Source organism: Lonsdalea populi, assembly GCF_015999465.1.
In the GTDB taxonomy this organism is placed as follows: Bacteria; Pseudomonadota; Gammaproteobacteria; order Enterobacterales; family Enterobacteriaceae; genus Lonsdalea; species Lonsdalea populi.
On the sequence record NZ_CP065534.1, the window covers coordinates 3339330 to 3364216 of the forward strand.

Genomic DNA, 24887 nt, shown 5'->3' on the forward strand with positions numbered 1-24887 from the left:
GCTGTCGGAGTCAGGGCCGTTCCCCGCGCATCCCAACGGGGCCACCACCATGAAAATCCACCGCTATTTCTGCGCGCTGTTGCTGCTGCTGCCCTGGCTGGCGCGGGCGGGAGACGGCGCGGAGTTCGCCGCCGCCGGCCGCGCCCAGCAGGCCGCGCTGCTTGAACAGTGGGCCGCCGCGCCGCAGGCCGACCGCCTGCCGTTGCTGGAGGCGCTGCGCCGCGAATCCGTGTTCATCGACCAGAACACACAGCCTTTCAGCAGGCAGGGCAACGTCTTCACGCCCCTCGACGCCGCGCCGCAGCCGAGCGGCGACACCAAAAAGCTGTTTATGAACAACCGCCTGCGCGTGCTGATTGCCAATGCGCTCGCCGCGCATCAGTTGGTCAGCGATGACCCGGCGATGCGTCTGCGCGCCGCGCAGCAGTTGCAAAACGCGGGCGCGGCCGACCAGTTGCCGGTGATCGAACGACGGTTGACCGGCGAAACCGACGACCGGGTGCGGGCCGCGCTGGCGCTGGCGGCCGCCAATCTGCAACTCGCCAGCCCGGATGCCGCGGTACGGCTGCAGGCGGTGAAACAGCTGGGCGAATCGAGCCACCCCGCGACGCAGTCCCGGCTGCAACGTCTGACGCAGGCCGCCGACGAGCCCGACGCCGACGTGCGCGCCGCCGCCGCCGAGAGCCTGCGGCAAATCGAACAGCGCCTGATGTGGGGCGAGCTGCTCGGTCAGGCGTTCACCGGCCTGTCGCTCGGTTCGATCCTGCTGCTGGCCGCCCTCGGTCTGGCGATCACCTACGGCCTGCTCGGGGTGATCAATATGGCGCACGGCGAAATGCTGATGCTGGGGGCTTACGCCGCCTGGCTGGTGCAGTCGCTGTTCCAGCAGTTCGCGCCTCAGTGGCTGGCCTGGTATCCGCTGCTGGCGCTGCCCGCGGCCTTTTTGATCACGGCGGCGATGGGCATGGCGCTGGAGCGCGCCGTCATCCGCCATTTGTACGGCCGGCCACTGGAAACCCTGCTCGCCACCTGGGGCATTAGTCTGATGCTGATCCAACTGGTGCGCGTGCTGTTCGGCGCGCAGAATCTGGAAGTCGCCAACCCCGCCTGGCTGTCCGGCGGGCTGCAGGTGCTGCCCAATCTGGTGCTGCCGTTCAACCGCATCGCGGTGATCCTGTTCGTGTTTGCGGTGCTGGGCCTTACCTGGCTGCTGCTGAACAAAACCCGTCTCGGGCTCAACGTGCGCGCCGTGACGCAGAATCGCGCCATGGCGGATTGCTGCGGCGTCCCCACCGGCCGCGTCGACATGCTGGCGTTCGGCCTCGGCTCCGGCATCGCCGGACTCGGCGGCGTGGCGCTGTCGCAGTTGGGCAACGTCGGCCCGGAACTCGGACAGGGCTACATCATCGACTCCTTCCTCGTGGTGGTGCTGGGCGGCATCGGCCAGCTGGCGGGCACCGTGGCGGCCGCCTTTGGCCTCGGCATCCTCAACAAAGTGCTGGAACCGCAGATCGGCGCGGTGCTGGGCAAAATTCTGATCCTGGTGCTGATCGTTCTGTTTATCCAGAAGCGTCCGCAGGGCCTGTTCGCCGTGAAAGGGAGGGTGATTGACTGATGAGCCTGCCGCTGACTTTGACGCTGGCGCGCAAAGCGCCGCGTCTGACCTACGCCCTCGGCGTCCTGACGGCGCTGGCGCTGCTGATCATGCCGTTCTGCGCGCTGCTGCCCGCCGGCCATCCGCTGGCGATATCCACCTATACGCTGACGCTGGTCGGCAAAATTCTGTGCTATGCCGTCGTCGCCGTGGCGCTCGACCTGGTGTGGGGCTATGCCGGGCTGCTGTCGCTGGGCCACGGGCTGTTCTTTGCGCTGGGCGGTTACGCTATGGGCATGTACCTGATGCGTCAGGCCGCGGGAGAGGGGCTGCCGGCGTTTATGTCGTTTCTGTCATGGAACGAGCTGCCGTGGTTCTGGGCCGGCACGCAGCATTTCGCCTGGGCGCTGTGCCTGATTATGCTGACGCCCGGCATGCTGGCGCTGGTGTTCGGCTTTTTCGCCTTCCGTTCGAAAATCAAAGGCGTCTACTTCTCGATCATGACGCAGGCGCTGACCTACGCCGGGATGCTGCTGTTTTTCCGCAACGAAACCGGCTTCGGCGGCAATAACGGATTTACCGGCTTCACCACCCTGCTCGGTTTCGACATCACCGCCACCGGCACGCGCATCGGGCTGTTCGTCGCCACCGTGCTGTTGCTGCTGACCAGCCTCGGCATCGGCTTCGCGCTGGCGCGCAGCAAGTTCGGCCGGGTGCTGACGGCGGTGCGCGACGCGGAAAACCGGCTGATGTTCGTCGGGTACGATCCCCTCGGCTTCAAGCTGTTCGTCTGGACGCTCTCGGCGGTGCTGTGCGGGCTGGCGGGCGCGCTGTATGTCCCGCAGGTCGGCATCATCAACCCCAGCGAGATGTCGCCGACCAACTCCATCGAAGCCGCCATCTGGGTGGCGCTCGGCGGACGCGGCACGCTGATCGGCCCGCTGCTCGGCGCCGGTATCGTCAACGGCGCCAAGAGCTGGTTCACCATGGCGTTTCCCGAATACTGGCTGTTCTTCCTCGGCCTGATGTTTATCCTGGTCACGCTGTTTCTGCCGCGTGGCGTCATCGGCCTGTTGCGCAGGAGGCGTGATGACTGAATCCCTGTTTACCCAATCGCTTCCGGCGGACCGTTTCCGCCGTCAACATGACCCGGTGTTGCAGCTTGAGAACATTAACGTCTCGTTCGACGGTTTCCGGGCGCTGACCGATCTGTCGTTGCAGATCGGCGTCGGCGAACTGCGCTGCGTCATCGGTCCCAACGGCGCGGGAAAAACCACCCTGATGGATGTGATCACCGGCAAAACGCGGCCGGACGCCGGTCAGGCGATCTTCGATCAGCACACCGATCTGACCCGGCTGTCGCCGGTGGAGATCGCGCGTTCGGGCATCGGCCGCAAGTTCCAGAAACCCACGGTGTTCGAAGCGCTGACGGTGTTCGAAAACCTCGAAATCGCGCTGAAAAACGATAAATCCGTCTGGGCCAGCCTGCGCGCGCGGCTGAACGGCGATCAGCGGGACCGCATTGACGAGACGCTGACGCTGTTGCGGCTCGACGCGGCGCGCGGGCGCAAAGCCGGGTTACTGTCGCACGGCCAGAAACAGTTCCTCGAAATCGGCATGCTGTTGGTGCAGGAGCCGCATCTGCTGCTGCTCGACGAGCCGGCGGCCGGCATGACCGATGCCGAGACCGAATACACCGCGGAGCTGTTTCGCGGTCTGGCCGGCAAACATTCGCTGATGGTGGTGGAGCACGATATGGGCTTCGTCGAAACCATCGCCGACCGCGTCACCGTGCTGCATCAGGGCCAGGTGCTGGCCGAGGGGTCGTTGCGCGAAGTGCAGGCGGACGATCGGGTTATCGACGTTTATTTGGGGCGCTGACATGTTGCAGGTATCGGAACTGAATCAATATTACGGCGGCAGCCATATCCTGCGCGGCCTGTCGTTCGAGGCCCGGCCCGGCGAAATCACCTGTCTGCTGGGGCGCAACGGCGTGGGGAAAACGACGCTGCTCAAATGCCTGATGGGCCTGATCCCAGCCAAATCCGGCGAGATCCGCTGGCAGGATCGCCTCATCAACCACCGTAAACCGCATCAGCGGGTGCAGGCCGGCATCGCCTATGTGCCGCAGGGGCGGGAGATATTTTCACGCCTGACGGTGGAAGAGAATCTGCTGATGGGGCTGGCGCGCTTCTCCGGCGCGCAGGCCAGATCGGTGCCGGAAGAGATCTACCGGCTGTTTCCCGTGCTGGGCGAGATGAAGGCGCGGCGGGGCGGCGATCTTTCCGGCGGCCAGCAACAGCAGCTGGCGATCGGCCGCGCTCTGGCCTGCCGGCCGCGATTGCTGATCCTCGATGAACCGACCGAGGGCATCCAGCCTTCCGTGATCAAGGAGATCGGCGCCGTAATCCGCCAGTTGGCCCAGCAGGGCGAGATGGGCATTTTATTGGTCGAGCAGTTTTATGACTTTGCAGCGGAGCTGGCCGACCGCTATCTGGTCATGTCACGGGGAGAAATTGTCCAACGAGGTCTGGGGACGGATATGGAGCAAGACGGCGTTCGCCGGCTGGTCGCGATATAGCGGCTCGAGGATCGCCGCCGCCCTCCCAAGGCGGCGGGCGGCCGTCTGACGCCATGTCCAATCCGCGTTCGGAACGCTTTTCTCGCCGTCGACCGCGCGGGCGTCGGGGCAACGTCGAGGTGGCGTACCCGCTTCGCCCCCCATATCTCTTCCCTATAGAAGTCGGCGTTTACCTGAGATGGCGGCGTCTCGCTGATCCGCGCTGATTTTTTTTAGATAAACACGGCGGCCTTCTTTATTATTCGCAGGGCGCAGGAGCACAAACGGCGCGCGCCTGTCTCTCGACCCCCGCTCGCGACGCAGGCTACCAGTAGGGATGCGGGATTCGGCTTTTCCTTCATCGGGGAAGATTGATCGCTTTTATCACCTTATCAGGAAGATTTTATGAAAAATTCGATGCTTTCTCATGCCGGCCGCACTGATGCGGATCACGGGGCGGTCCTCTTGGCTGAGCGCCGGCGTATAGAAACGCGCGGCGATCTGGACGATGCGCCGGTCGGCGAACTCCTGAGCCTTTTTGACCAGCTTTGTGAATTTCCGCTGGGTAGATTTTTAATCCTTAACAAAGGGCTGGATGCTTTCTGGACGAATGAACTGGTGACGTGGACGCCGGAGCATCCGCGTGAACTGCATCCGCTGGAGCGCATTCTCTTTACGCAACTGCCCGCCACACTGGCGACCCGGGAGCGCTACGGCATCTTTTGCCGGGAACTGCAAAAACGATTGATGCCCGGCGGAGCGATGGCATCCGTTCCCTGCGGCCTGATGACCGATTTGCTGAATCTCGCCGGGGCGAAAAATGTTCGGCTGGTCGGTATCGATATGGACGAAGCCGCGCTGGCGCAGGCCCGCGCCCTCGCGGAGCAAAAAGGCGTTCTGGCGAATACAACGCTGATTGAAGGCGATGCCTGGCAGATGACATTCACGGAGGAATTCGACGTGCTGACCAGCAATGGATTAACAATTTATGAATCCAGCGATGAGAGAGTGACGGAGCTTTACGCCCTTTTTTACCGCGCGCTGAAGAAAGGAGGCACCCTTGTCACCAGCTTTATGACCCCCCCGCCGTTCCTAACGAGCGACTCCAGCTGGAAAATGGAACGGCTGGATCCGGCGCTGCTGCGCCTGCAGAAATGTCTTTTCATGCAGGTCATCGGTACGAAATGGAACGCGTTGCGCACCGAAAAGACCACGTTGCAGCAACTGACCCAGGCAGGTTTCAGGAATATCCGCGTCATTAATGACCACGCCGGTCTGTTCCCCACGGTGCTGGCCGAAAAAGGCTAAAGGGTCTTCCGGGTGATGACGGGCCCCGGTCCGTCAACCTGCTTCGTCGGGCGGCTCTGGCGCGTTGAATAAGCGAAACCGCGCGTCGTAACCGCCGCTTCCGGGCGCATCGCGCAGACGGGATAGGTCACGGCCGGCGATGACGATCGGGTTCTCCGCCCGGTGAAAGGCTTTTTTCGACCGCGTCGTTATCCATTATTGATGATAAATAAACGTTATCACGTCCTGCTCTCTCAGTTGATACGTCCCGCTAAAGCGCCGCCCCGTCAGGAAGTCAGGCGACAGGTCGCACAACAGTTCCAGCGTGAAGGTGTGCCGGACGCTGTCCAGCGTCACAATTTTGACATCCAGAAAATCAAAATAGTGCTTCACCTGTGGATACAGCGCTTTATACAAACTTTCTTTGGCGGAGAACGCCAGCGTCAGCAACGTCGAGAAGTGGCCGGGGAAAGCCTCATGCAGCCAGTCAAACTCTTCATCGTTGATGATGCCTGGCCACAGGCTGTTCGCCCGCTCTTCGCTCATAACCGTCTCGACATCCAATCCGACGTAGGAGGCCGTGTCCTGGCGCACATGCGCCGCGCAGAGCGCGCAGTCTGCGTTGTGGCTCAATGACCCGACGATAAAGTCCGGCCACTGCGGCGAACGATCCTCGCCGTTTTTCAATGTGTATCGCTCAACTCCCAGACGTTCCAGCACCCGGCGGGCGAGATAACGTCCGGCCAGATACTCAGCCCGACGCTTAGGCACCGAGCGCGCAATTTCTGCTGTGAAAGGGATCTCCGCACGAAAGAATAAATCATCACGGTAAGTCCGCAGGGAGAAATGACAGCGAGCCCCTACCCCAGGGTAAATAGCTTCGCTATCCGCCTGGTGGAACGTCACCCACTCTATATCTTCTATAAAAACAGAAAGCATATTCGTTAACTCTCAAAGCGGAACATAGTGCATGTACCACTAGTTCACAGAACAGAGAAGCAGCAGCGCTACCTCCCTGTAAAACACGGCTCACAAAGCCAGAAAGAAACCGGCGATACTGGCGCTCATCAGATTAGATAGCGTTCCTGCCGCAATGGCTTTCATTCCGAAGCGGGCAATGTCCTGTCGTCTATTCGGGGCCATGCTGCCCAGGCCGCCGATGAGAATGGCGATAGAAGACAAATTGGCGAAGCCGCACAGTGCAAACGAGACAATCGCTTTAGTGTGTGTAGACAGCACCTGTAAACCGGAGGCCGCAACAATATCGTCAGGCTTGAGGTAGGGGCTCAAATTCAAATAGGCCACAAATTCATTAACAACCAGCTTCTGACCGATGAACGAGCCGGCAATGGTCGCTTCACTCCACGGCACGCCGATCAGAAATGCCACAGGTGCAAAAATCCAGCCCAGGACCAGCTCCAGGGACAGCTGCGGATAATCAAACCAGCCTCCAATTCCGCTGAGGATACCGTTAAGTAAAGCAATCAAGGCGATAAAAGCCAGTAACATTGCGCCAACATTTAACGCCAGATGTAAACCCGATGCCGCACCGCCCGCCGCCGCATCGATCACGTTGCCCGGTTTTTGTTCTTCGCCATCGAAATTCTGAACCGTATTGCGGTCGTGCGTCTGTTCCGTTTCCGGCATCATCAGCTTTGCAAATAGCAAACTCCCCGGCGCGGCCATAAAGGAAGCGGCGATCAGATACTCCAACGGCACGCCCATCTGCGCATAACCCGCAAGAACGGAGACAGAGATAGAGGCCAGACCGCCGCACATGACGGCAAACAGTTCGGATTGCGTCATACCCGCAATATAGGGACGCACCGCTAACGGCGCCTCCGTCATGCCGACAAAAATATTCGCGGTAGCGGAGAGAGATTCAGTGCGCGACGTCCGCAACAGCAGCCGCAGACTGCCGCCCAGCAGGCGGACGACCCACTGCATGATGCCGAGGTAGTACAGCACCGCGATCAGGGAGGAGAAAAACACGATCATCGGCAATACCCGCAGCGCAAAGACAAAACCACCGCCGCCGAAAATCTCGAACATTTTGTCCGAGGCCAGACCGCCGAACATAAAAGCGATCCCGTCATTGCCGTAGGCGATGACGTTGCCTACGCCGGAAGTAATACTGGCTAGAACCTGACGCCCCAGGGGAACATATAGCGCCAATACGCCAATACAGATTTGGATCAAAAAAGCGCCTACGACCGTGCGAACATTGATTGCCTTACGGTTGTTAGACAACATGATTCCGACCAGGATTAATACGGACATCCCCACCAGACTCATTAATATTTCCATGGAAAATCCCTTTAGTAGAGAAGGTAATAAACAAGAAAGCATGTGCTACTGCCAGAGTGTCCCTTATCTTTAGAAGACTGAACAAACGGAGAAGTGGGTCGACAAAAGGCATATCGGCAGCAATCAACGACGCATACAACATTAAATGAATAAAAACGTCAAATATTCTGAAATATTGTATATATCTGGATAAAAGCGCATCACTCACCCTCTTTCTACTCACCATTCATCACGTTACCTATTGTCATAAAACAATAAAACGTCATCTTGCGGCAGGGAACGGAGTGGATCAGAAGAGAAAATGAATAAGTCTGGCGGGAATAAAAAAGTGACTATTCCGGCATTATCAAACCTGACGTGAATTTTCCGTCATATATAACATGTTATTAGGATTTACCCATTGACCTGATGCGTGTGTCTTTCGCTTAAAACTGAAATAAACGCCTCGAATTCGCCGCCAGGGCCGCGACTAATTGTATCGGAGTTTCTTCCCGCAGCTCGCAGAGCGACCAGAAAACATCGGCAATACGTTCGGGCCGATTGGGCGCTCCCTGATGGCCCGATACCGGCATATCCGGCGCATCCGTCTCCAGCAACAGGAATTCCAGCGGCAATCGCGCTATCGCTTTGCGCGTTTTATCGGCGCGCGGATAAGTGATCGTACCGCCAACACCGATATAAAAGCCCAGCCGGATAAACGCCATCCCCTGCTCATAGCTGCCTGAAAAACCGTGTACAACGCCCGTGCGCGGCAGCGGGCATCGCCGAAGTATCGCCGCCAGACGGTCGTGAGTGCGCCGGGAGTGCAGGATCACCGGCAGATCGTGACGGCGAGCCAGCGCCAGTTGTTCGCCGAGAAAATGGCACTGGCGGTCGAATTGTGGGTTATCCATGTAAAGATCTAACCCTATCTCACCCACCGCTACCACGTCTTCACGATGTGACTGCAACCGGGCATCCAGCAACGCCACATCCTCTTCGTCATGACGATCGATATATAACGGGTGCAATCCCAGCGCCGCATGCAGGCCAGGCCACCGTTGTGCGAGTTGCAGGATGAGATCGAAGTGATGGGCGTCCACCGCGGGGATGATGATATCGGTGATGCCCGCGTCCTGAGCGCGTCGCACGCTGTCAGACTCGTCATCCAGAAACAATGGAACGTCAAAATGACAGTGGGTATCTATCAGCGGACCCGGCGCGTGGGGGCGCTGGTCGGTCTGGCTGGCAGTTGGTTCGGAACCCGGCATAAGCAAAATGCGGCCTTCACGCTGAATGAGAGGAAGTGAGGATAACAGTTACCGGGCCTCTGCGTCATGCTCCTGCAACAGGCCTGACCATCCGCCTTTTATCGAACGGGAGCCGCGGTGAGTGCGATGGAGCGCGCAGTCCCATCGGGATGCCGCCCCTTGAAGGGCAGTTATCCGTCGGATATAAAACCGGCCCGCGCATCTTTGCAGATGCCGGGCCGACGTTAAAAGACGAGATAGAGAACAAACTGAACAGCGGCAAACGAATGCCGCTATCGCTATGGACGCCTGCGTCCCATAAAGAGACTGACCAAGAACAGAATGATACCGATCACGAAGACGATTTTAGCTGCGCTCGCCGCTGCACCCGCCAGTCCGCCGAAACCCAGCGCGGCGGCGATCAGCGCCACAATCAGAAAAATAATACCCCAACGAAACATACGCTCTCCTTCAATATCTGGTGATTAAAATGACGTTGCAGCCGGCGCCATGGGACGCCATGCGGCTATCCGACGGGGCAGAGTCATGAGCCCGAAACCGCGCCCATTGGTTTGATGGCGCCGAAGCTTCCCTGAGCGAAGATACCGTCGGTGAGTCGTCCTGACAGGCGCGGCGGCGAAATGACCGCCGCGCGGGTGCGATCGCGCGGGTTATCCGAGGAACGGCCTAACCCGAAGCTGAATTAGGATTCAACCGTCAGGTCATTCTTGACGCTTTTGACCCCTTCGACCGCCTTGGCCAAGCTTTCCGCCTGGGCAGACTGCGCGGCCGTCGAAACCTGACCGGTTAGCTGCACAATGCCGTCATGCGTTTCAACCTTGATATTGCGAGACGGAACGATGCTGTCCGCCAAGAACTTCGCTTTGATTTTGCTGGTGGTTACCGTGTCTCCGGCATAGGCGCCGACGGTCTGGGAACCTTTTTCATCTCTAACCTGCAGCTTATCGCTGACGGACTTCACGCCCTCGGTCTTGCTCGCAATGCTGACCGCCTGCGTAGAAAGAGCCTGACTGGCGACAAAACCGCTCAGAGTCACGATGCCTTTGGACGTCGCGACGGAAATGTCGCCGCTATCGATGGTTTTATCTTCCAGCAGCGCGCTTTTCACCTTGGCGGTGATCGTGCTGTCATCCAGATAATTTCCAGCAGACGTCATGGAGCTATCGACTTTCTGTCCAGTGGTGTCGGCCACGTTCTTCACTTTCTGACTGAACGTTTCTTCTGCCATCGCCTGAGCGCCCAGCAACATAGTCCCCAGAACAACGGCCATTACTGATTGTGCAATCTTGGTCTTTTTCATCTAGATCTTCCTTTTTGTTGCCACTGTTCCACTGCACGGAATGTGCTCATATAGAGTCAATCACGGGGCTGGCGCGTCGGAGCCAGCATTGGTCACCAGATAGATTGTCATGCCGAAAATAACCGCCACTTCAATATAACTCGCTATACCTCGTTAAATTAACAGTGAAACAAACTAGAAATATTGCATTCATAGTTAACTATAGCTGACTACGGATAAAAGCCCAGGCAACGTGATGAAAAAGACAGCAAATTAGAGAGTTTCAGATTTATCCGTGCGGTAAAACGACTCCTGATATCAAGGAGGAGAGCATTAATTATTTGAAATGCATCAAGAAAAAGAAAAAACCAGGCATTAGCCTGGCTTGAGTCATCTCAGCGGATCCTAGGCAGGCAATTAATGTTCCCGCGTTTTATGGAACTGTACGTCAGGGTAACGTTCCTGAGTCAGATTCAGGTTTACCATCGTGGGAGCCACGTAGGTCAGGTTATCGCCGCCGTCCAACGCCAGATGTTGCTCATTCTTACGCTTAAACTCTTCCATCTTTTTGACGTCGCCGCATTCAACCCAGCGCGCAGTCGAGACGTTGACCGACTCATAAACCGCTTCCACGTTGTACTCCGTCTTCAGACGGGCCACGACCACATCAAACTGCAGTACCCCTACCGCGCCTACGATCAGATCGTTGTTGATCAACGGACGGAATACCTGCACCGCGCCCTCTTCGGACAGCTGAACCAAGCCTTTCAGCAGTTGTTTCTGCCTCAACGGATCGCGCAGGCGAATGCGACGGAACAGTTCAGGGGCAAAGTTCGGAATACCGGTGAACTTCATGTCCTCGCCTTGCGTAAACGTATCGCCTATCTGGATGGTGCCGTGGTTATGCAGGCCGATGATGTCGCCGGGATAAGCCTCTTCCACGTGGGAACGGTCGCCCGCCATGAAGGTCAGCGCGTCCGCGATCGTCACATCTTTGCCGATCCGTACCTGACGCAGCTTCATTCCTTTCTCATATTTACCCGACACGACGCGCATGAAAGCGACGCGGTCACGGTGTTTCGGGTCCATATTGGCTTGGATCTTGAAGACAAAGCCGGTAAATTTCTCTTCCGACGCGACCACTTCACGCACGTTGGTTTTACGCGGCATCGGCGTCGGCGCCCAGTCGACCAGCCCGTCCAGCATGTGGTCCACGCCGAAGTTACCCAGCGCTGTGCCGAAGAAGACCGGCGTCAAATCGCCGCTCAGGAAAGCCTCTTCTTCAAACTCGTTGGAAGCGCCCTGCACCAATTCCAGCTCTTCGCGCAGCTGGGCCGCCAGCTCTTCGCCGACCGCGATATCCAGTTCGGGATTATCCAGCCCTTTGATAACGCGCAGTTCCTGGATGGTGTGCCCCATCCCGCGCTGATAGAGGTAGGTTTCATCTTTATAAAGGTGATAGACCCCTTTAAACAGCTTGCCGCAGCCGATAGGCCAGGTGATGGGCGAACAGGCGATGTTCAGCTCGCTTTCCACTTCATCCAGCAGCTCCATCGGATCGCGAATGTCGCGGTCAAGCTTGTTCATAAAGGTCAGAATCGGGGTATCGCGCAGGCGGGTAACGTCCATCAGTTTGCGAGTACGATCTTCCACCCCTTTCGCGGCATCGATCACCATTAAACAGCAGTCGACGGCGGTCAGGGTACGGTAAGTATCTTCCGAGAAGTCTTCATGCCCCGGCGTATCCAGCAGATTGACCAGGCTATCCCGATACGGGAACTGCATCACGGACGTCGTGATGGAGATACCACGCTGTTTTTCCATTTCCATCCAGTCGGATTTGGCGTGCTGGTTAGAGCCGCGGCCTTTTACCGTACCGGCGGTCTGGATCGCCTGTCCGAACAGCAAAACCTTTTCCGTGATGGTGGTTTTACCGGCGTCAGGATGGGAAATAATGGCAAAAGTCCGGCGTTTCGAGACTTCGCGGGCAAATTCACTTGGAGACATGTTGTTCAGGCTTCTTCAGGTTAGCACCCGGCGTCAGCATCAGATCGCAGCGATGTCACGTCAGGCAGAGCGGAAATCGATCGTTAAGCGGCGCATTTTCTCTGATTTACCGGTCATAAACAATCGGTGACTGAAAGACGCGCCTTTTCTTTACCGTTTATCCGCCCAACATCGACGACGAACCTTTCGTTCAGCGGCGTGAGTCGGACTCTCTCGGAACATCTCCGCCCTCGTCGTCGCTGTCCGGATCGTCGTCCTCGACCGGCGTGTTGGCGGTCAACAGATAGGGCGACTGCTGCCAGCGGGAACGACGGTGCTGCAACAGCGTCCGCGCGAGAATGATGCCGATGGCCAGCGCCAGCAGGATCATCAGCCGCAGGATGTTGGTCGTGTTGTCCACCTGCTTGGCTTCGGTCTCCAGCACGTGGGTATCCAGCGTCACGCGGAGAAAGCCAATCGGCCCGTCTTTGCCGTTAATCTGTTCAACCAACTGATGGTTGAAGTAGCTTCCGGCCCGATTGCCGTCCAGCGCCAGCCGATCGCGTAAAGGGATTTGCTCCCCGGCCTGTGATATCAGCGTGCCGTCCAGCGCATAGATGCCCGCGTCCAGAATCCGGCTGCGATCGGTCAGATTCCGTAACACGTCGTGGATCCGCTGACTGTTGTCGTCATTGCCTTCCAGCAGGGGGGTCAGGCTGAACGCGACCTGACGGGTCAAGGTACGCGTCAGCTCTTCAACCTGCTCAGAACGAGCCATTTGGTGACTGAGGCTGAAGTACGACGATCCCTGCATAAGGATCACCAGCAACGCCAGACAGATCAGCACTATAGCCGTGCGATGTAAGCGAAATTTCAAACGAGCCCGAACCATGGGAACACCTGAGCGATTTGGAGAGTTTAATGTTGCCAGAAGCGTTGACGATAGGATAGCTTGTTGCGTTGTTTTATCATTGTCCTCTTTATGACCGTTCTACATCGTCAACACAACACCCGCAGGAAAGGATTTACCCCATGTCGAACCGTTTGACCTACCGCGATCTGCCCGTTGAGATCAATTGCTGGCCCAATTTGCCGCTGTCGCTCAGCGGTGACGAAGTCATGCCGCTGGACTATCGGGCGGGCAACACCGGCTGGCTGCTCTACGGCGACGCGCTTGACAAAAACGCGTTATCCCGTATGCAGCGCCTGCTGGATGAACCGATGGTCATCGTCAGCGCCTGGAGCGTAGGCGGCTATCAGGTCGTTCGACTGGCGGGCATTCTGACGCCGCATATCGCCGAGTCGGCGCATACGCTGGGGCTGGATGTGGCGGCGATGGGTAATCACCCGACGCTGCGGTCGCCCGGTTTGCTGGTCATGGATATGGACTCCACGGCGATCCAGATCGAGTGTATCGACGAAATCGCCAGCCTGGCGGGCGTGGGCGATCGGGTGGCGGCGATCACCGAACGTGCTATGCAAGGCGATCTGGATTTCTCTTCCAGCCTGCGCGAGCGCGTAGGCACACTAAAAGGCGCGGATGCGAATATCCTGCTGCGGGTGCGCGACACGCTCCCGCTGATGCCCGGTCTGGAACAAATGGTCAAACAGCTGCAGGAGGCCGGTTGGCATCTGGCGATCGCCTCCGGGGGATTTACCTTTTTCGCCGATCATCTGCGCTCGAAACTGAATCTGGTGGCCGCGGTCGCCAATACCCTGGGGATGCGCGACGGCAAGCTGACGGGCGACGTGGAAGGCCCGATCGTCGACGCCCAATATAAGGCGGATACCCTGCGACAGTTGGCCGACAAGCTAGAGATCCCGTTAGAGCAGACGATCGCCATCGGCGACGGCGCCAACGATCTTCTGATGATAAAGGCCGCAGGGCTCGGGATCGCCTATCACGCGAAACCCAAGGTCTATGCGCAAACGGCGACCAGCATCCGCTATGCGGACCTGACCGGCGTGCTGTGTATTCTCAGCGGCAGTCTGCGACACGAACAACGTTAAATAAAGAAGTGAGGTAAACCGTGGCAAAAGCCGCTAAACGCGCCTTCGTCTGCAATGAATGCGGCGCTGATTATCCGCGCTGGCAGGGGCAATGTAGCGCCTGTCAGGCCTGGAATACCATCACGGAAGTCCGTCTGGCGGCCGCGCCCTCGTCAGCACGCAGCGACCGCTTCGCCAGCTATGCGGGCGACAGCGCCGGGGTCAGCCGGGTCCAGAAGCTGTCGGACATCAGCCTCGAGGCGCTACCGCGCTTCTCCACCGGCTTTCAGGAGTTCGACCGGGTGCTGGGCGGCGGCGTCGTGCCCGGCAGCGCCATTTTGATCGGTGGTAACCCCGGCGCCGGCAAAAGTACCCTGCTGCTGCAAACGCTGTGCAAACTGTCCGAACAGATGAAAACCCTGTACGTGACTGGCGAAGAGTCGTTGCAGCAGGTCGCGATGCGCGCGCACCGGCTCGGCCTTCCCGCACAGAATCTCAATATGCTGTCGGAAACCAGCATCGAGCAGATCTGCCTGATCGCCGAGCAGGAACAGCCGAAGCTGATGGTTATCGACTCCATTCAGGTGATGCACCTGTCCGATATCCAATCTTCGCCGGGCAGCGTATCTCAGGTACGTGAAACCGCCGCCTACCTGACCCGCTTCGCTAAAACTCGTGGCGTCGCAATCGTAATGGTCGGGCACGTCACCAAAGACGGCTCTCTGGCCGGCCCGAAGGTGCTGGAACACTGCATTGACTGTTCCGTACTGCTGGACGGCGATGCGGACTCCCGTTTCCGCACGCTGCGCAGCCATAAAAACCGTTTCGGCGCCGTCAATGAACTGGGCGTTTTCGCTATGACGGAACAGGGGCTGCGTGAAATCAGCAACCCATCGGCTATTTTCCTGAGCCGGGGCGATGAGATCACCTCCGGCAGTTCAGTGATGGTGGTATGGGAAGGCACCCGCCCGCTGCTGGTGGAGATTCAGGCGCTGGTGGATCACTCCATGATGGCGAACCCTCGGCGGGTCGCGGTCGGACTGGAGCAGAATCGCCTGGCGATCCTGCTGGCGGTACTGCATCGCCACGGCGGCCTGCAGATGTCGGACCAGGACGTCTTCGTCAACGTCGTGGGCGGAGTGAAGGTCACCGAAACCAGCGCCGACCTGGCGCTACTGCTGTCGCTGGTCTCCAGCCTGCGCGATCGCCCGCTGCCGCAGGATCTGGTGGTCTTCGGCGAAGTCGGATTGGCGGGCGAGATCAGGCCGGTACCGAGCGGACAGGAGCGGATTGCCGAGGCCGCCAAACATGGTTTCAAGCGAGCGATCGTGCCTTTCGCCAACATGCCCAAGAAGCCGCTGGCCAACATGCAGGTGTTCGGCGTCAAAAAGCTGGCGGACGCGCTCGCCATTCTGGATGAGCTGTAACGGCAGATAGCTTTGGATTGTGACCCGGCCGCTGTGGTATTTTGTTTAGTAAGCTAAACCAGGAGCGCCGGATCATGTCACTATTCGATTACCTCAAATCGGCTATCAGGCAACACGGCTATACCCTACAGCAGGTTGCCGACGCCACCGGGATGACGAAAGGCTACCTTAGCCAACTACTGAACGCCAAAATCAAAAGCCCCAGCGCGCAGAAGCTGGAAGCGCTGCACCGATTCCTGGGGCTGGAGTTTCCTTACCACCAGAAAAGTATCGGCGTCGTGTTCGGTAAATTTTACCCACTGCATACCGGCCATATCTATCTGATCCAGCGCGCCTGCAGCCAGGTGGATGAACTGCACGTCATCATGGGATTCGACGAAGAGAGGGACCGCACCCTCTTCGAACACAGCTCCATGTCGCAGCAACCGACCGTCAGCGACCGCCTGCGCTGGCTGCTGCAAACCTTCAAGTATCAGAAAAATATCCATATTCACGCTTTCAATGAAGAAGGTATGGAACCCTACCCGCACGGTTGGAACGTCTGGAGCCTGGGAATTAAAAAATTCATGGCGGAGAAAGGTATCGAACCTAACTTCGTCTACACCAGCGAAGAGCAGGACGCGCCGCAGTACGCACCCCATCTGGGGATCGATGCCGTGTTGGTCGACCCGAAACGTTCCTTCATGAATATCAGCGGCTCGCAGATCCGACAGAACCCGTTCCGCTACTGGGAATACATTCCCACGGAAGTGAAACCTTTCTTCGTGCGCACCGTGGCAATTCTGGGGGGCGAATCCAGCGGAAAATCGACGTTGGTCAATAAGTTATCCAATATCTTCAACACCACCAGCGCCTGGGAATACGGCCGTGACTACGTGTTTTCACATCTGGGTGGGGACGAGATGGCATTGCAGTATTCCGACTACGATAAAATCGCGCTCGGTCAGGCTCAATACATCGATTTTTCAGTGAAATATGCCAATAAAGTGGCGTTCATCGATACCGATTTCATCACTACGCAGGCGTTTTGTAGAAAATATGAAGGGCGCGAGCACCCGTTCGTTCAGGCGCTGATTGAGGAGTACCGCTTCGATTTGGTCATTTTGCTGGAAAACAACACGCCGTGGGTGGCGGACGGTCTGAGAAGTCTCGGCAGCAAAGCCGAGCGGGCGGAGTTTCAGAATCTGCTGAAAGAGATGCTGGCGCAGTATCATGTCGACTACGTGTATGTCACCGAATCAGATTACGATAGCCGCTTCCTGCGCTGCGTAGAGCTGGTTCAGAACATGCTGGGGCACGACGGCCGCAGCATGAGCTAAACTAGCGCACTTCACGCTGGCCACTGCCATGCGCGGGACGGCGTGAGGATTTCCGGGAGCGGGACGTCCCAATAGGCCGCCGGCACCTGCTCAATCTGCTGACAGTCATGAGCCAGACCGATGGGATAAGGCCCGTGCGCCTGCCAGTGTTTCAGCGTGCGATCGTAGAATCCGCCGCCCATTCCCAGTCGTTGTCCCCGATCGTCGAACGCCACCAGCGGTGTTAACAGAATATCGAGCCGGTGAGTCGGCAGCACCTGACTTACGTCTAATCGCGGCTGCAGGATATTCAGCCGGTTGAGCCTCAGCGCCGTATCGTGTTCATAGCGCAAGAACAGCAGTTGACCTGTGCTGAACGGATGCAGGACGGGCAGGTAGACCTGTTTACCCAGCCGCCAGAGCGCGTCAATTAACGGAGCGGTATCCAGTTCGCCGTCAAATGAAAGGTACGCCGCCACGTGTCGAGCCTGCTGAATGCGAGGGTGAGCGATGATGCGTTGCGCAGCCTGTTGAGAGAATATCGTCTGCTGTTCGGCGCTAAGCGCGCGGCGACGTTGGCGTATACGCTGACGGAGAGTCTGACGATCCAGATCGGCGGAGCGATCGGCAGAAGAAACGGGCGTCTGCATATCGGTTATCGGCCTGTTAGAGGAGGATGTAAAAAGGAGGGAATCTCCGAGATGCCGTCGCAGGCTGTAACCCTTGAACCCTTGGTTCAAGGTGAACGTCGCGTCGCAGTTTTTAGGCTTCTCGGACGGACCGAGCATGCGCACCAACCACAAGCACAACATTCTGTTGGTTATAAATATCGGCTCAGGGGACTGGCCCGCTGGCAAACATCTCAGAGAAATTTTATTTGTTACTCGCTGTTACCCTAACATGTCTAACAGCGTTTTGTTACCCGTAATCCGTGACCTTTTTACCAAAATGCACGCTTATTCAAACTGGGCATCTTGACGGTCGGTAATGCGGCCTTGCTCCAGCAGCGCTTGTTCAATGGTCTGCTGCAGCATGCGAATCCGTTGTTCCATGTTGGAGGCATAGTCACGGGTTTTTGTCCGTTCCTGCGCCAACTCATGGCACACATTGAGCGCGGCGATAAAGACCAGTTGCTCCGTGTTTGTGACTCTAGTGCGAACTTTGAGATCTTGCAACCGCTGGTTAAGATCTTCCGCAGCCTGATTCAACGCGTCCTGTTGTTCTGGCGGACAATTCACTCTTAGCGAACGGCCAAAAATTTGAATATCTACCGGTTGTGCAGACATGCCACTTTCCTGCCCTTATGTCGTTTCGCGCCCACGCGGATTGGTTACCTTGCGCTGCCTGGCAACCCTTCCAGGTAAAAAGCGGGCGCCACTATATATACCCCAAATGGAAGATACAAGCCCTTTCTGGTACAGCAACGGAGCTTGGTGGTAGCATAACACGAACTCCCCGCAACGACGATGAATGCGCATGTCTATAGAGAACAAACTCCCTGGCTACGAAGCCATTGAACAACTCCTGCAACAGCACCAGGTCGCCCTAACGGCGGCGGAAATGCACGGCCTGATCGGCGGCATTTTATGCGGCGGCAATCACGACGACAGCTGGAAAACACTGGTGTCGGAACTGACCAACGACGGCCTGTCTTTCCCCCAGGCGCTGGCTCAGCCGCTGCTGGAGATTTATCAGATCACCCGCAATACGCTGGAAGATGAAGGCTTCATGTTCCAGCTGTTCCTGCCGGACGATGCGCAAGATAATGTGACCGTTTTCGAACGCGCCGACGGTCTGGCCGGCTGGGTCAACCACTTCCTGCTCGGACTGGGCGTGGTGCAGCCACGTCTGGACAAGATGCAGGGCGAACTGAAAGAGGTGATTGGCGATCTGCGCAACATCGCTCAGTTGGGCTATGACGAAGATGAAGATCAGGATCAGCTGGCCCAGTCGCTGGAAGAAGTCATCGAATATGTGCGGGTCGCTGCCATAATGTGTCATAACGAGTTCACGCATCCGGTGGTAACCGCCCCCGAACAAAAGCCGACGCTGCACTAACGTTAGGCTATCCGCCTTACCGATCAGCGCCCGGCGCTGACAATTCAGGAGCAGGTGATGAATCAACAAGAATATCTCCGTCGACGGCAGGCATTGCTGGAAAAAATGGCGCCTGCCAGCGCCGCGATTATTTTTGCGGCCCCCGAAACGCAACGTAATGCCGACAGCGACTATCCCTACCGGCAGAGCAGCGATTTCTGGTACTTCACCGGCTTTAATGAGCCAGAAGCCGCGCTGCTGCTGGTCAAGAGCGATGAAAATCATCACCACAGCGTTCTGTTCAACCGGGTACGCGATATCACCGCCGAGATCTGGTTCGGACGCCGTCTGGGACAGGATGCCGCCCCGGCCAAACTGGGCGTGGACCGTGCGTTGCCGTTTGAAGAAATGGGCGAACAGCTGCATCTGTTGCTGAATGGACTGGACGTGATTTACCACGCGCAGGGCCAGTACCGTTATGCCGACAAACGGGTGTTCAGCGCGCTGGAAACGCTGCGAGAGGGCAGCCGTAAAGGCTATTCCGCTCCGTCGACGATCACGGACTGGCGCCCGTGGGTGCACGAAATGCGCCTGATCAAGTCGCCGGTTGAAATCGACCTGATGCGACGGGCCGGCGAAATCACCGCGCTGGCTCATACCCGCGCGATGCAAACCTGTCGTCCCGGTCTGTATGAGTATCAGTTGGAAGGGGAAATTCACTACGAGTTCACCCGCCACGGCGCGCGCTACCCGTCTTACAACACGATTGTGGGCAGCGGCGAAAACGGCTGCATACTCCATTACACCGAGAACGAGAGCCAGATGCAGGATGGCGATCTGGTGCTGATCGACGCCGGCTGCGAGTATCAGGGCTATGCGGGCGACATCACCCGCACCTTCCCGGTTAACGGAAAATTCACGGCGCCCCAGCGCGCGATTTACGATATCGTACTGGCCGCCGAAAAACGCGCCATCGAACTCTATGGTCCGGGTCGCAGCATCCGTGAAGTGAATGAAGAAGTGGTCCGCATCATGCTGCAGGGTCTGCTGGACCTTGGTATTTTGCAAGGCGACATTGACGAACTCTATGCCGCCGAAGCGCACCGCGACTTCTATATGCACGGCCTGAGTCACTGGCTGGGTCTGGATGTCCATGACGTCGGCGATTACGGTTCCGGCGATCGCGGACGCATCCTGGCGCCGGGCATGGTGCTGACGGTAGAGCCAGGCCTGTATATCGCTCCGGACGCCGACGTCCCGCCGGAATATCGCGGCATCGGCATACGCATCGAAGACGACATTGTCATTACCGCCAGCGGCAACGAAGTGCTGACCGCAGGCGTGGTCAAAGATCCGGACGATATCGAAGCGCTGATGGCCGCCGCGGCGAGCAACGCTTCATGAGTCTCCTGATTGTCGGCGGAGGAATGGCCGGCGCAACGCTGGCGCTCGCGATCTCCACCCTGTCTCAGGGGAAGATTGCGGTCGATCTTATCGAATCCCGCGACCCGCAGGATCGCCAGCACCCCGGCTTTGACGCTCGCGCCATCGCCTTATCGGAAGGTACCCGCCAGCAGTTGGAGACAATCGGTATCTGGCCTGCTCTGGCGGATGCCGCCACACCGATCACCACCGTCCACGTCAGCGATCGCGGGCACGCGGGCCACGTCTATTTGCACGCACGGAACTACCACGTCGACGCTTTGGGTTATGTCGTTGAGCTGCATGAAGCCGGCAAACGCCTGTTTTCACTTTTGGAGCACGCGCCGGGCGTCAGGCTCCACTGCCCGTCGACGGTGGTCAACGTCGAACGCGATACCGGCGGCGCCACGCTAACGCTGGACAACGGCGACGCATTGCGCGGCCAGCTGTTGATTGCCGCCGACGGCTCCCACTCTCAGCTGGCCCGCGCCGCAGGGATACGCTGGCAAGAACATCCTTACGATCAGGTGGCGGTCATTGCCAACGTCGCCACCTCGGAGTCTCACCGCGGACGCGCCTATGAGCGCTTCACGCCGCACGGCCCGTTGGCGCTGTTGCCGATGAGTCAGGGTCGAAGCTCGCTGGTCTGGTGCCACCCGCAGGCGAGTCAGGCCGAGGTGGATAGCTGGAACGGCGACGAGTTCCGGCGTCAGCTCCAACTTGCCTTCGGTTGGCGGCTGGGCGCGATGACGCATGTCGGTGAACGCCACAGTTATCCCCTCGCGCTGCGCACCGCAGAGCGCCACATCAGCCACCGGCTCGCGCTGGTCGGCAACGCGGCGCAAACGCTCCATCCTATCGCCGGTCAGGGCTTCAACCTCGGGCTGCGCGATGTAATGACGCTGGCGGAAACGCTGGTGGACGCCGTGTTACGCGGAGAGGATCCCGGCAGCTACCCGGTACTGGATCGCTACGAGCAGCGCCGTCAGCCGGATCGCCAGGCGACCGTCGCGATCACCGACGGACTGGTGCGGATCTTCGCCAACGCGTATCTCTCAATGGAAGTGGCGCGCAATCTGGGCTTAATGGCCATGAACAGCCTGCCGGCGCTGCGGGATAGCCTGGCGCGCAGAACGCTAGGCTGGGTGGAACGATAACCGTCGCCGACGGCAACAACAGGAATTCACGCTTTATGCAATCATTTGACGTGGTCATCACCGGCGGAGGCATGGTCGGTCTGGCGCTAGCCTGCGGGCTACAGGGCTGCGGGTTACGCATCGCCGTACTGGAAAAACAGCCGGTTAATGCCCCCGACTTCCAGCAGGATCAGGCACCGCGAGTGTCAGCAATTAATGCCGCCAGCGAACAGCTGCTGCGAAAGCTCGGCGTGTGGGAGACCATCGCGGCCCAGCGCATCAGCCCTTATAACAAGATGTCTGTGTGGGATCGGGATAGCTTTGGAAGCATCAGCTTCAACGGCGAAGAAACCGGTTTTTCCCATCTCGGCCACATCATCGAGAATGACGTTATCCAACAATCGCTGTGGCGACATGCAGAACGCGCGCGTGACGTCACGCTCATCGCCCCCGCCGCCTTAAAGCAGGTGGCGTGGGGCGAAAACGAAGCCTTTATCACGCTGGAAGACGGCAGCATGCTGACGGCGCGGCTGGTGGTAGGCGCGGACGGCGCACACTCATGGCTGCGGCAACATGCCGATATTCCGCTGACCTTCTGGGATTACGGTCATCATGCGCTGGTCGCCAATATCCGTACCCAGCGCCCGCATGACTCCGTAGCGCGACAGGTCTTCCACGGCGACGGCATGCTGGCGTTCCTGCCGCTCAGCGATCCGCATCTTTGCTCCATCGTCTGGTCTCTGCCGCCCGAACGCGCCCAGACAATGCTGGAAGCGCCGGCGGAAACATTTAATTCGCAGCTGGCCGCCGAGTTTGATATGCGGCTGGGCCTGTGCGAGCTGGAAAGCGAGCGGCAACGTTTCCCATTGACGGCACGCTACGCCCGCAACTTTGCCGCGCACCGCTTGGTGCTGATAGGCGATGCGGCGCATACCATTCATCCGTTAGCGGGACAGGGGGTGAATCTGGGCTTTATGGACGTCGCCGAGCTGATCGCCGAGCTAAAACGCCTTCAGTCTCAGGGCAAAGACATCGGCCAGTATCTCCATCTGCGCCGCTACGAACGTCGCCGCAAACACAGCGCTGCGGTAATGCTGGCCAGCATGCAGGGATTCCGCGATCTGTTCGCTGGTTCGCATCCGGCCAAGAAACTGCTGCGCGACGTAGGGCTGAAGCTGGCGGATACCCTGCCCGGCATCAAACCGACGCTGGTACGCCAGGCAATGGGGTTCCACGACATGCCCGATTGGCTGGAAGAACAACGCTAGTTAATGGGAGCGTCCCCGGCGCTCCTGAATGATTTCCCCTCTCTTGATTTACTCCCGGCACACCGCAAGGTCCTCAGCACCTCAACTCGCCGACAAGTCTCTGCTCTTACACGTTGACCCGCAGATAACAGATAAACGATTTATCGAAGATGTATCGCGAAGATAAATACGGGATAGAAATAACGCACAATAAAGCAGCGACACTTTTTCAACATCATGTTAAAAGCGATATCGTTTATTTCTCATTACCTGAATAATATAAGAAAGCTATTTACATGATATTTCTAACTTAAAATATCCGGCTATAAAATGAGGGGAGTTATATTTCTCAAGTGCTGCATTACACTAACCCTATTGTGCCTTTCCTTTAGCATTTTCGCTACACTATAAAGGCGCGAAGACAAGCAGATAATGTCGACACCTTTCTTAGGTAGGTATATGATTGCAACCACATATAATCATAGATCTTCAGTTTCTGACGGGGATATTACCAGCAGGGGATCTGCCATTTTCGTTCTTTTTTTTGCGCCGTTATTAAGGAGAAAATAACATGCTGCAAGCGCGTACTGTTAAAGAAAAAGTATTACTGGCTATATTGGTCGGTGTTATTGCGGGCATTATTTGTGCCATTACAAAATTTGGCTGGGAAATTCCTTTTCCGCCCAGAACGCCCGCACGAGATCTAACTAACCCGCCACAAGAATTACTGCAACAACTGGGCATGTCTTTCGAACTTTCTCACATTAGCTACTTGTTCAACGGTAACCCGCGTCCGATCATGAGCTTCATCATGCATTTCGGTTTCTCGATCACCTTCACCGTGCTGTACTGCATCGCAGCTGAATTCTGCACCAAAATCAAACTGTGGCAAGGCGCGTTCTACGGCCTGGTTCTGTGGGTTGTTTTCCACGTGGTTCTGCTGCCGCTGTTCGGTACGGTGCCTGCGCCGTGGGATCAACCGTTCGCTGAACACTTCTCTGAACTGTTTGGCCATATGTTCTGCTTCTGGGTGGCTGAGCTTGCTCGCCGCGACCTGCGCAACCGAATGACTCACCTGCCTGACGCTGGCGAAACGCGCTAATTCGTCATTAAATGCCCGTAAGATTCTGCCGCTGCCCGACCTGGGTTGCGGCATTTTTTTCTCCCCTCTCGACGTTATTCTTTCAAACGTCATTCAACGTATTAACGTCTAACCTTTTTTATCACCGACAACCGCTGGCTCCGCACGGCTTGACCGCCGCCGGTGCTCCACAGCGACAATCGCGATCTTGGCACCAATCAAACTTATTTAAAAAAATTGACATTTATTGATATAAAAGGGAACCCAAAGTACCTGCATATAGCCCCAATGCTCCCTATTGACAAGGGAAGAGCTATAAGAAGAGTCAGAGTTTGATCGATTCCGCCGTTCCAACGCTAAATACCTTCGTTACACATTCCAATTTTATATGACGTTTTTATTTCACGATTTAAATAGCGAATATAACCCTACTCAATATCAGGTTGATTTTAATACCAAACTCAACTGGCAAGAAAAACGGGACATTGCCTTAGGTGTTTTAATATCAAATGCGTGCCGTCACCGGGGAATACTGGCGTTATGCTTTAGCATTGTAAAAATAAGATAAATTTAAAAAAATAAGTGCAACATCAGGGATGATTACACTTATCAGCGATCTATTCTCACGGAAAAATGAATAAAAAACAATAAAATCAATGTAGTAAACGCACAAAGACCAATAGCAGACGCCCCCGTGCGTAACGTCGGCACATATAGGCGCCATCCCCGCACAGCAATTATAGAATGACAAGATGATTCGCGTTAAATAACTAAATTAATGTCCCGCAGCAGGGGCTTAGCGATAAGTTATAATATAACCGCTTAGGTAATTAATCTGATTTATGTTTTTTCGACTGGTGAATAACTCTTTTTTTCTTAAAATCACAACAAGTTAATTTATTTGCGTCAGCACCAGGCCTTGAATTCAGGCGATATCCATAATCGGTCATTTAACCCATATTTTTCATTTTCGGGGCCATATATTAC

At 57.1% G+C, this 24887-nt stretch carries 22 protein-coding genes and 1 other RNA gene; 13 read left to right on the forward strand and 10 right to left on the reverse strand.

The window, feature by feature from the left end; genetic code table 11:
• Positions 1–49 precede the first annotated feature (49 nt).
• The 5 genes from urtB (at position 50) to I6N93_RS14775 (ending at position 5462) form a co-directional block, all read left to right on the forward strand.
• Positions 50–1615, forward strand: coding sequence for an urea ABC transporter permease subunit UrtB (gene urtB, locus I6N93_RS14755; RefSeq protein WP_112103811.1), 1566 nt, complete (start codon positions 50–52; stop codon positions 1613–1615).
• Positions 1615–2691, forward strand: coding sequence for an urea ABC transporter permease subunit UrtC (urtC, locus tag I6N93_RS14760; protein ID WP_085690111.1), 1077 nt, complete (start codon positions 1615–1617; stop codon positions 2689–2691). The genes urtB and urtC overlap by 1 nt, the downstream gene beginning before the upstream one ends.
• Positions 2684–3475, forward strand: coding sequence for an urea ABC transporter ATP-binding protein UrtD (gene urtD, locus I6N93_RS14765; protein WP_085690109.1), 792 nt, complete (start codon positions 2684–2686; stop codon positions 3473–3475). Before urtC ends, urtD begins: the two co-directional genes overlap by 8 nt.
• Position 3476: 1 nt before the next feature.
• A complete protein-coding gene (urtE, locus tag I6N93_RS14770) occupies positions 3477–4175 on the forward strand; it encodes an urea ABC transporter ATP-binding subunit UrtE (RefSeq protein ID WP_085690107.1) in 699 nt (232 codons plus the stop codon).
• Positions 4176–4559: 384 nt separating this feature from the next.
• The gene (locus tag I6N93_RS14775) at positions 4560–5462 is read left to right on the forward strand and encodes an SAM-dependent methyltransferase (RefSeq protein ID WP_085690105.1); all 903 of its coding nucleotides are present in this window, start codon (positions 4560–4562) and stop codon (positions 5460–5462) included.
• Positions 5463–5657: 195 nt separating this feature from the next.
• Here the strand turns inward: I6N93_RS14775 and I6N93_RS14780 are convergent, their stop codons facing one another.
• From I6N93_RS14780 to I6N93_RS14810, 7 genes are all read right to left on the reverse strand, one after another.
• Complete coding sequence (locus tag I6N93_RS14780) at positions 5658–6380, reverse strand: 4'-phosphopantetheinyl transferase family protein (RefSeq protein ID WP_085690103.1); 723 nt, start codon at positions 6378–6380, stop codon at positions 5658–5660.
• Positions 6381–6470: 90 nt separating this feature from the next.
• Entirely contained in the window at positions 6471–7748 is a 1278-nt protein-coding gene (locus tag I6N93_RS14785) for a NupC/NupG family nucleoside CNT transporter (RefSeq protein WP_085690101.1), read from the reverse strand.
• Positions 7749–8173: 425 nt separating this feature from the next.
• Positions 8174–8998 carry a TatD family hydrolase gene (locus I6N93_RS14790; RefSeq protein ID WP_085690099.1) on the reverse strand — a complete coding sequence of 275 codons (825 nt, stop codon included), beginning with the start codon at positions 8996–8998 and terminating at the stop codon, positions 8174–8176.
• A gap of 278 nt (positions 8999–9276) precedes the next feature.
• A complete protein-coding gene (locus tag I6N93_RS14795) occupies positions 9277–9438 on the reverse strand; it encodes a DUF1328 family protein (protein WP_085690097.1) in 162 nt (53 codons plus the stop codon).
• 242 nt (positions 9439–9680) lie between these two features.
• On the reverse strand, positions 9681–10298 hold the full coding sequence (gene osmY, locus I6N93_RS14800; RefSeq protein ID WP_085690095.1) for a molecular chaperone OsmY: 618 nt from the start codon (positions 10296–10298) through the stop codon (positions 9681–9683).
• A 396-nt stretch (positions 10299–10694) separates the two neighbouring features.
• Positions 10695–12284, reverse strand: coding sequence for a peptide chain release factor 3 (gene prfC, locus I6N93_RS14805; protein ID WP_085690093.1), 1590 nt, complete (start codon positions 12282–12284; stop codon positions 10695–10697).
• 190 nt (positions 12285–12474) lie between these two features.
• Complete coding sequence (locus I6N93_RS14810) at positions 12475–13155, reverse strand: YtjB family periplasmic protein (protein ID WP_085690091.1); 681 nt, start codon at positions 13153–13155, stop codon at positions 12475–12477.
• A 140-nt stretch (positions 13156–13295) separates the two neighbouring features.
• On the opposite strand from I6N93_RS14810, the gene serB reads away from it, so the two are divergent.
• The 3 genes from serB (at position 13296) to nadR (ending at position 16998) form a co-directional block, all read left to right on the forward strand.
• Complete coding sequence (serB, locus tag I6N93_RS14815) at positions 13296–14273, forward strand: phosphoserine phosphatase (RefSeq protein ID WP_085690089.1); 978 nt, start codon at positions 13296–13298, stop codon at positions 14271–14273.
• A gap of 20 nt (positions 14274–14293) precedes the next feature.
• On the forward strand, positions 14294–15679 hold the full coding sequence (gene radA / locus I6N93_RS14820) for a DNA repair protein RadA (protein ID WP_085690087.1): 1386 nt from the start codon (positions 14294–14296) through the stop codon (positions 15677–15679).
• A 74-nt stretch (positions 15680–15753) separates the two neighbouring features.
• Entirely contained in the window at positions 15754–16998 is a 1245-nt protein-coding gene (gene nadR / locus I6N93_RS14825; protein ID WP_085690085.1) for a multifunctional transcriptional regulator/nicotinamide-nucleotide adenylyltransferase/ribosylnicotinamide kinase NadR, read from the forward strand.
• Between the two features lie 11 nt (positions 16999–17009).
• Here nadR and I6N93_RS14830 read toward each other — a convergent pair whose 3' ends face one another.
• The 3 genes from I6N93_RS14830 to zapA all read right to left on the reverse strand — a co-directional run bounded on the left by I6N93_RS14830 (position 17010) and on the right by zapA (position 18263).
• Positions 17010–17627: a 5-formyltetrahydrofolate cyclo-ligase gene (locus I6N93_RS14830; RefSeq protein ID WP_085690083.1), complete on the reverse strand. Its 618-nt coding sequence runs from the start codon at positions 17625–17627 to the stop codon at positions 17010–17012.
• Positions 17628–17666: 39 nt separating this feature from the next.
• Positions 17667–17849, reverse strand: a non-coding RNA gene (ssrS, locus tag I6N93_RS14835) — 6S RNA.
• An 84-nt stretch (positions 17850–17933) separates the two neighbouring features.
• The gene (gene zapA / locus I6N93_RS14840) at positions 17934–18263 is read right to left on the reverse strand and encodes a cell division protein ZapA (RefSeq protein WP_026739504.1); all 330 of its coding nucleotides are present in this window, start codon (positions 18261–18263) and stop codon (positions 17934–17936) included.
• A 190-nt stretch (positions 18264–18453) separates the two neighbouring features.
• On the opposite strand from zapA, the gene I6N93_RS14845 reads away from it, so the two are divergent.
• The 5 genes from I6N93_RS14845 to I6N93_RS14865 all read left to right on the forward strand — a co-directional run bounded on the left by I6N93_RS14845 (position 18454) and on the right by I6N93_RS14865 (position 23921).
• Entirely contained in the window at positions 18454–19035 is a 582-nt protein-coding gene (locus tag I6N93_RS14845) for a YecA/YgfB family protein (RefSeq protein ID WP_085690081.1), read from the forward strand.
• Between the two features lie 57 nt (positions 19036–19092).
• Complete coding sequence (gene pepP, locus I6N93_RS14850; protein ID WP_085690079.1) at positions 19093–20418, forward strand: Xaa-Pro aminopeptidase; 1326 nt, start codon at positions 19093–19095, stop codon at positions 20416–20418.
• The gene (ubiH, locus tag I6N93_RS14855) at positions 20415–21593 is read left to right on the forward strand and encodes a 2-octaprenyl-6-methoxyphenyl hydroxylase (RefSeq protein WP_085690077.1); all 1179 of its coding nucleotides are present in this window, start codon (positions 20415–20417) and stop codon (positions 21591–21593) included. The genes pepP and ubiH overlap by 4 nt, the downstream gene beginning before the upstream one ends.
• Before the next feature lie 35 nt (positions 21594–21628).
• Positions 21629–22840: an FAD-dependent 2-octaprenylphenol hydroxylase gene (ubiI, locus tag I6N93_RS14860; RefSeq protein WP_112114269.1), complete on the forward strand. Its 1212-nt coding sequence runs from the start codon at positions 21629–21631 to the stop codon at positions 22838–22840.
• Between the two features lie 553 nt (positions 22841–23393).
• Positions 23394–23921: a YagU family protein gene (locus I6N93_RS14865; protein ID WP_085689380.1), complete on the forward strand. Its 528-nt coding sequence runs from the start codon at positions 23394–23396 to the stop codon at positions 23919–23921.
• Positions 23922–24887: the final 966 nt, after the last annotated feature.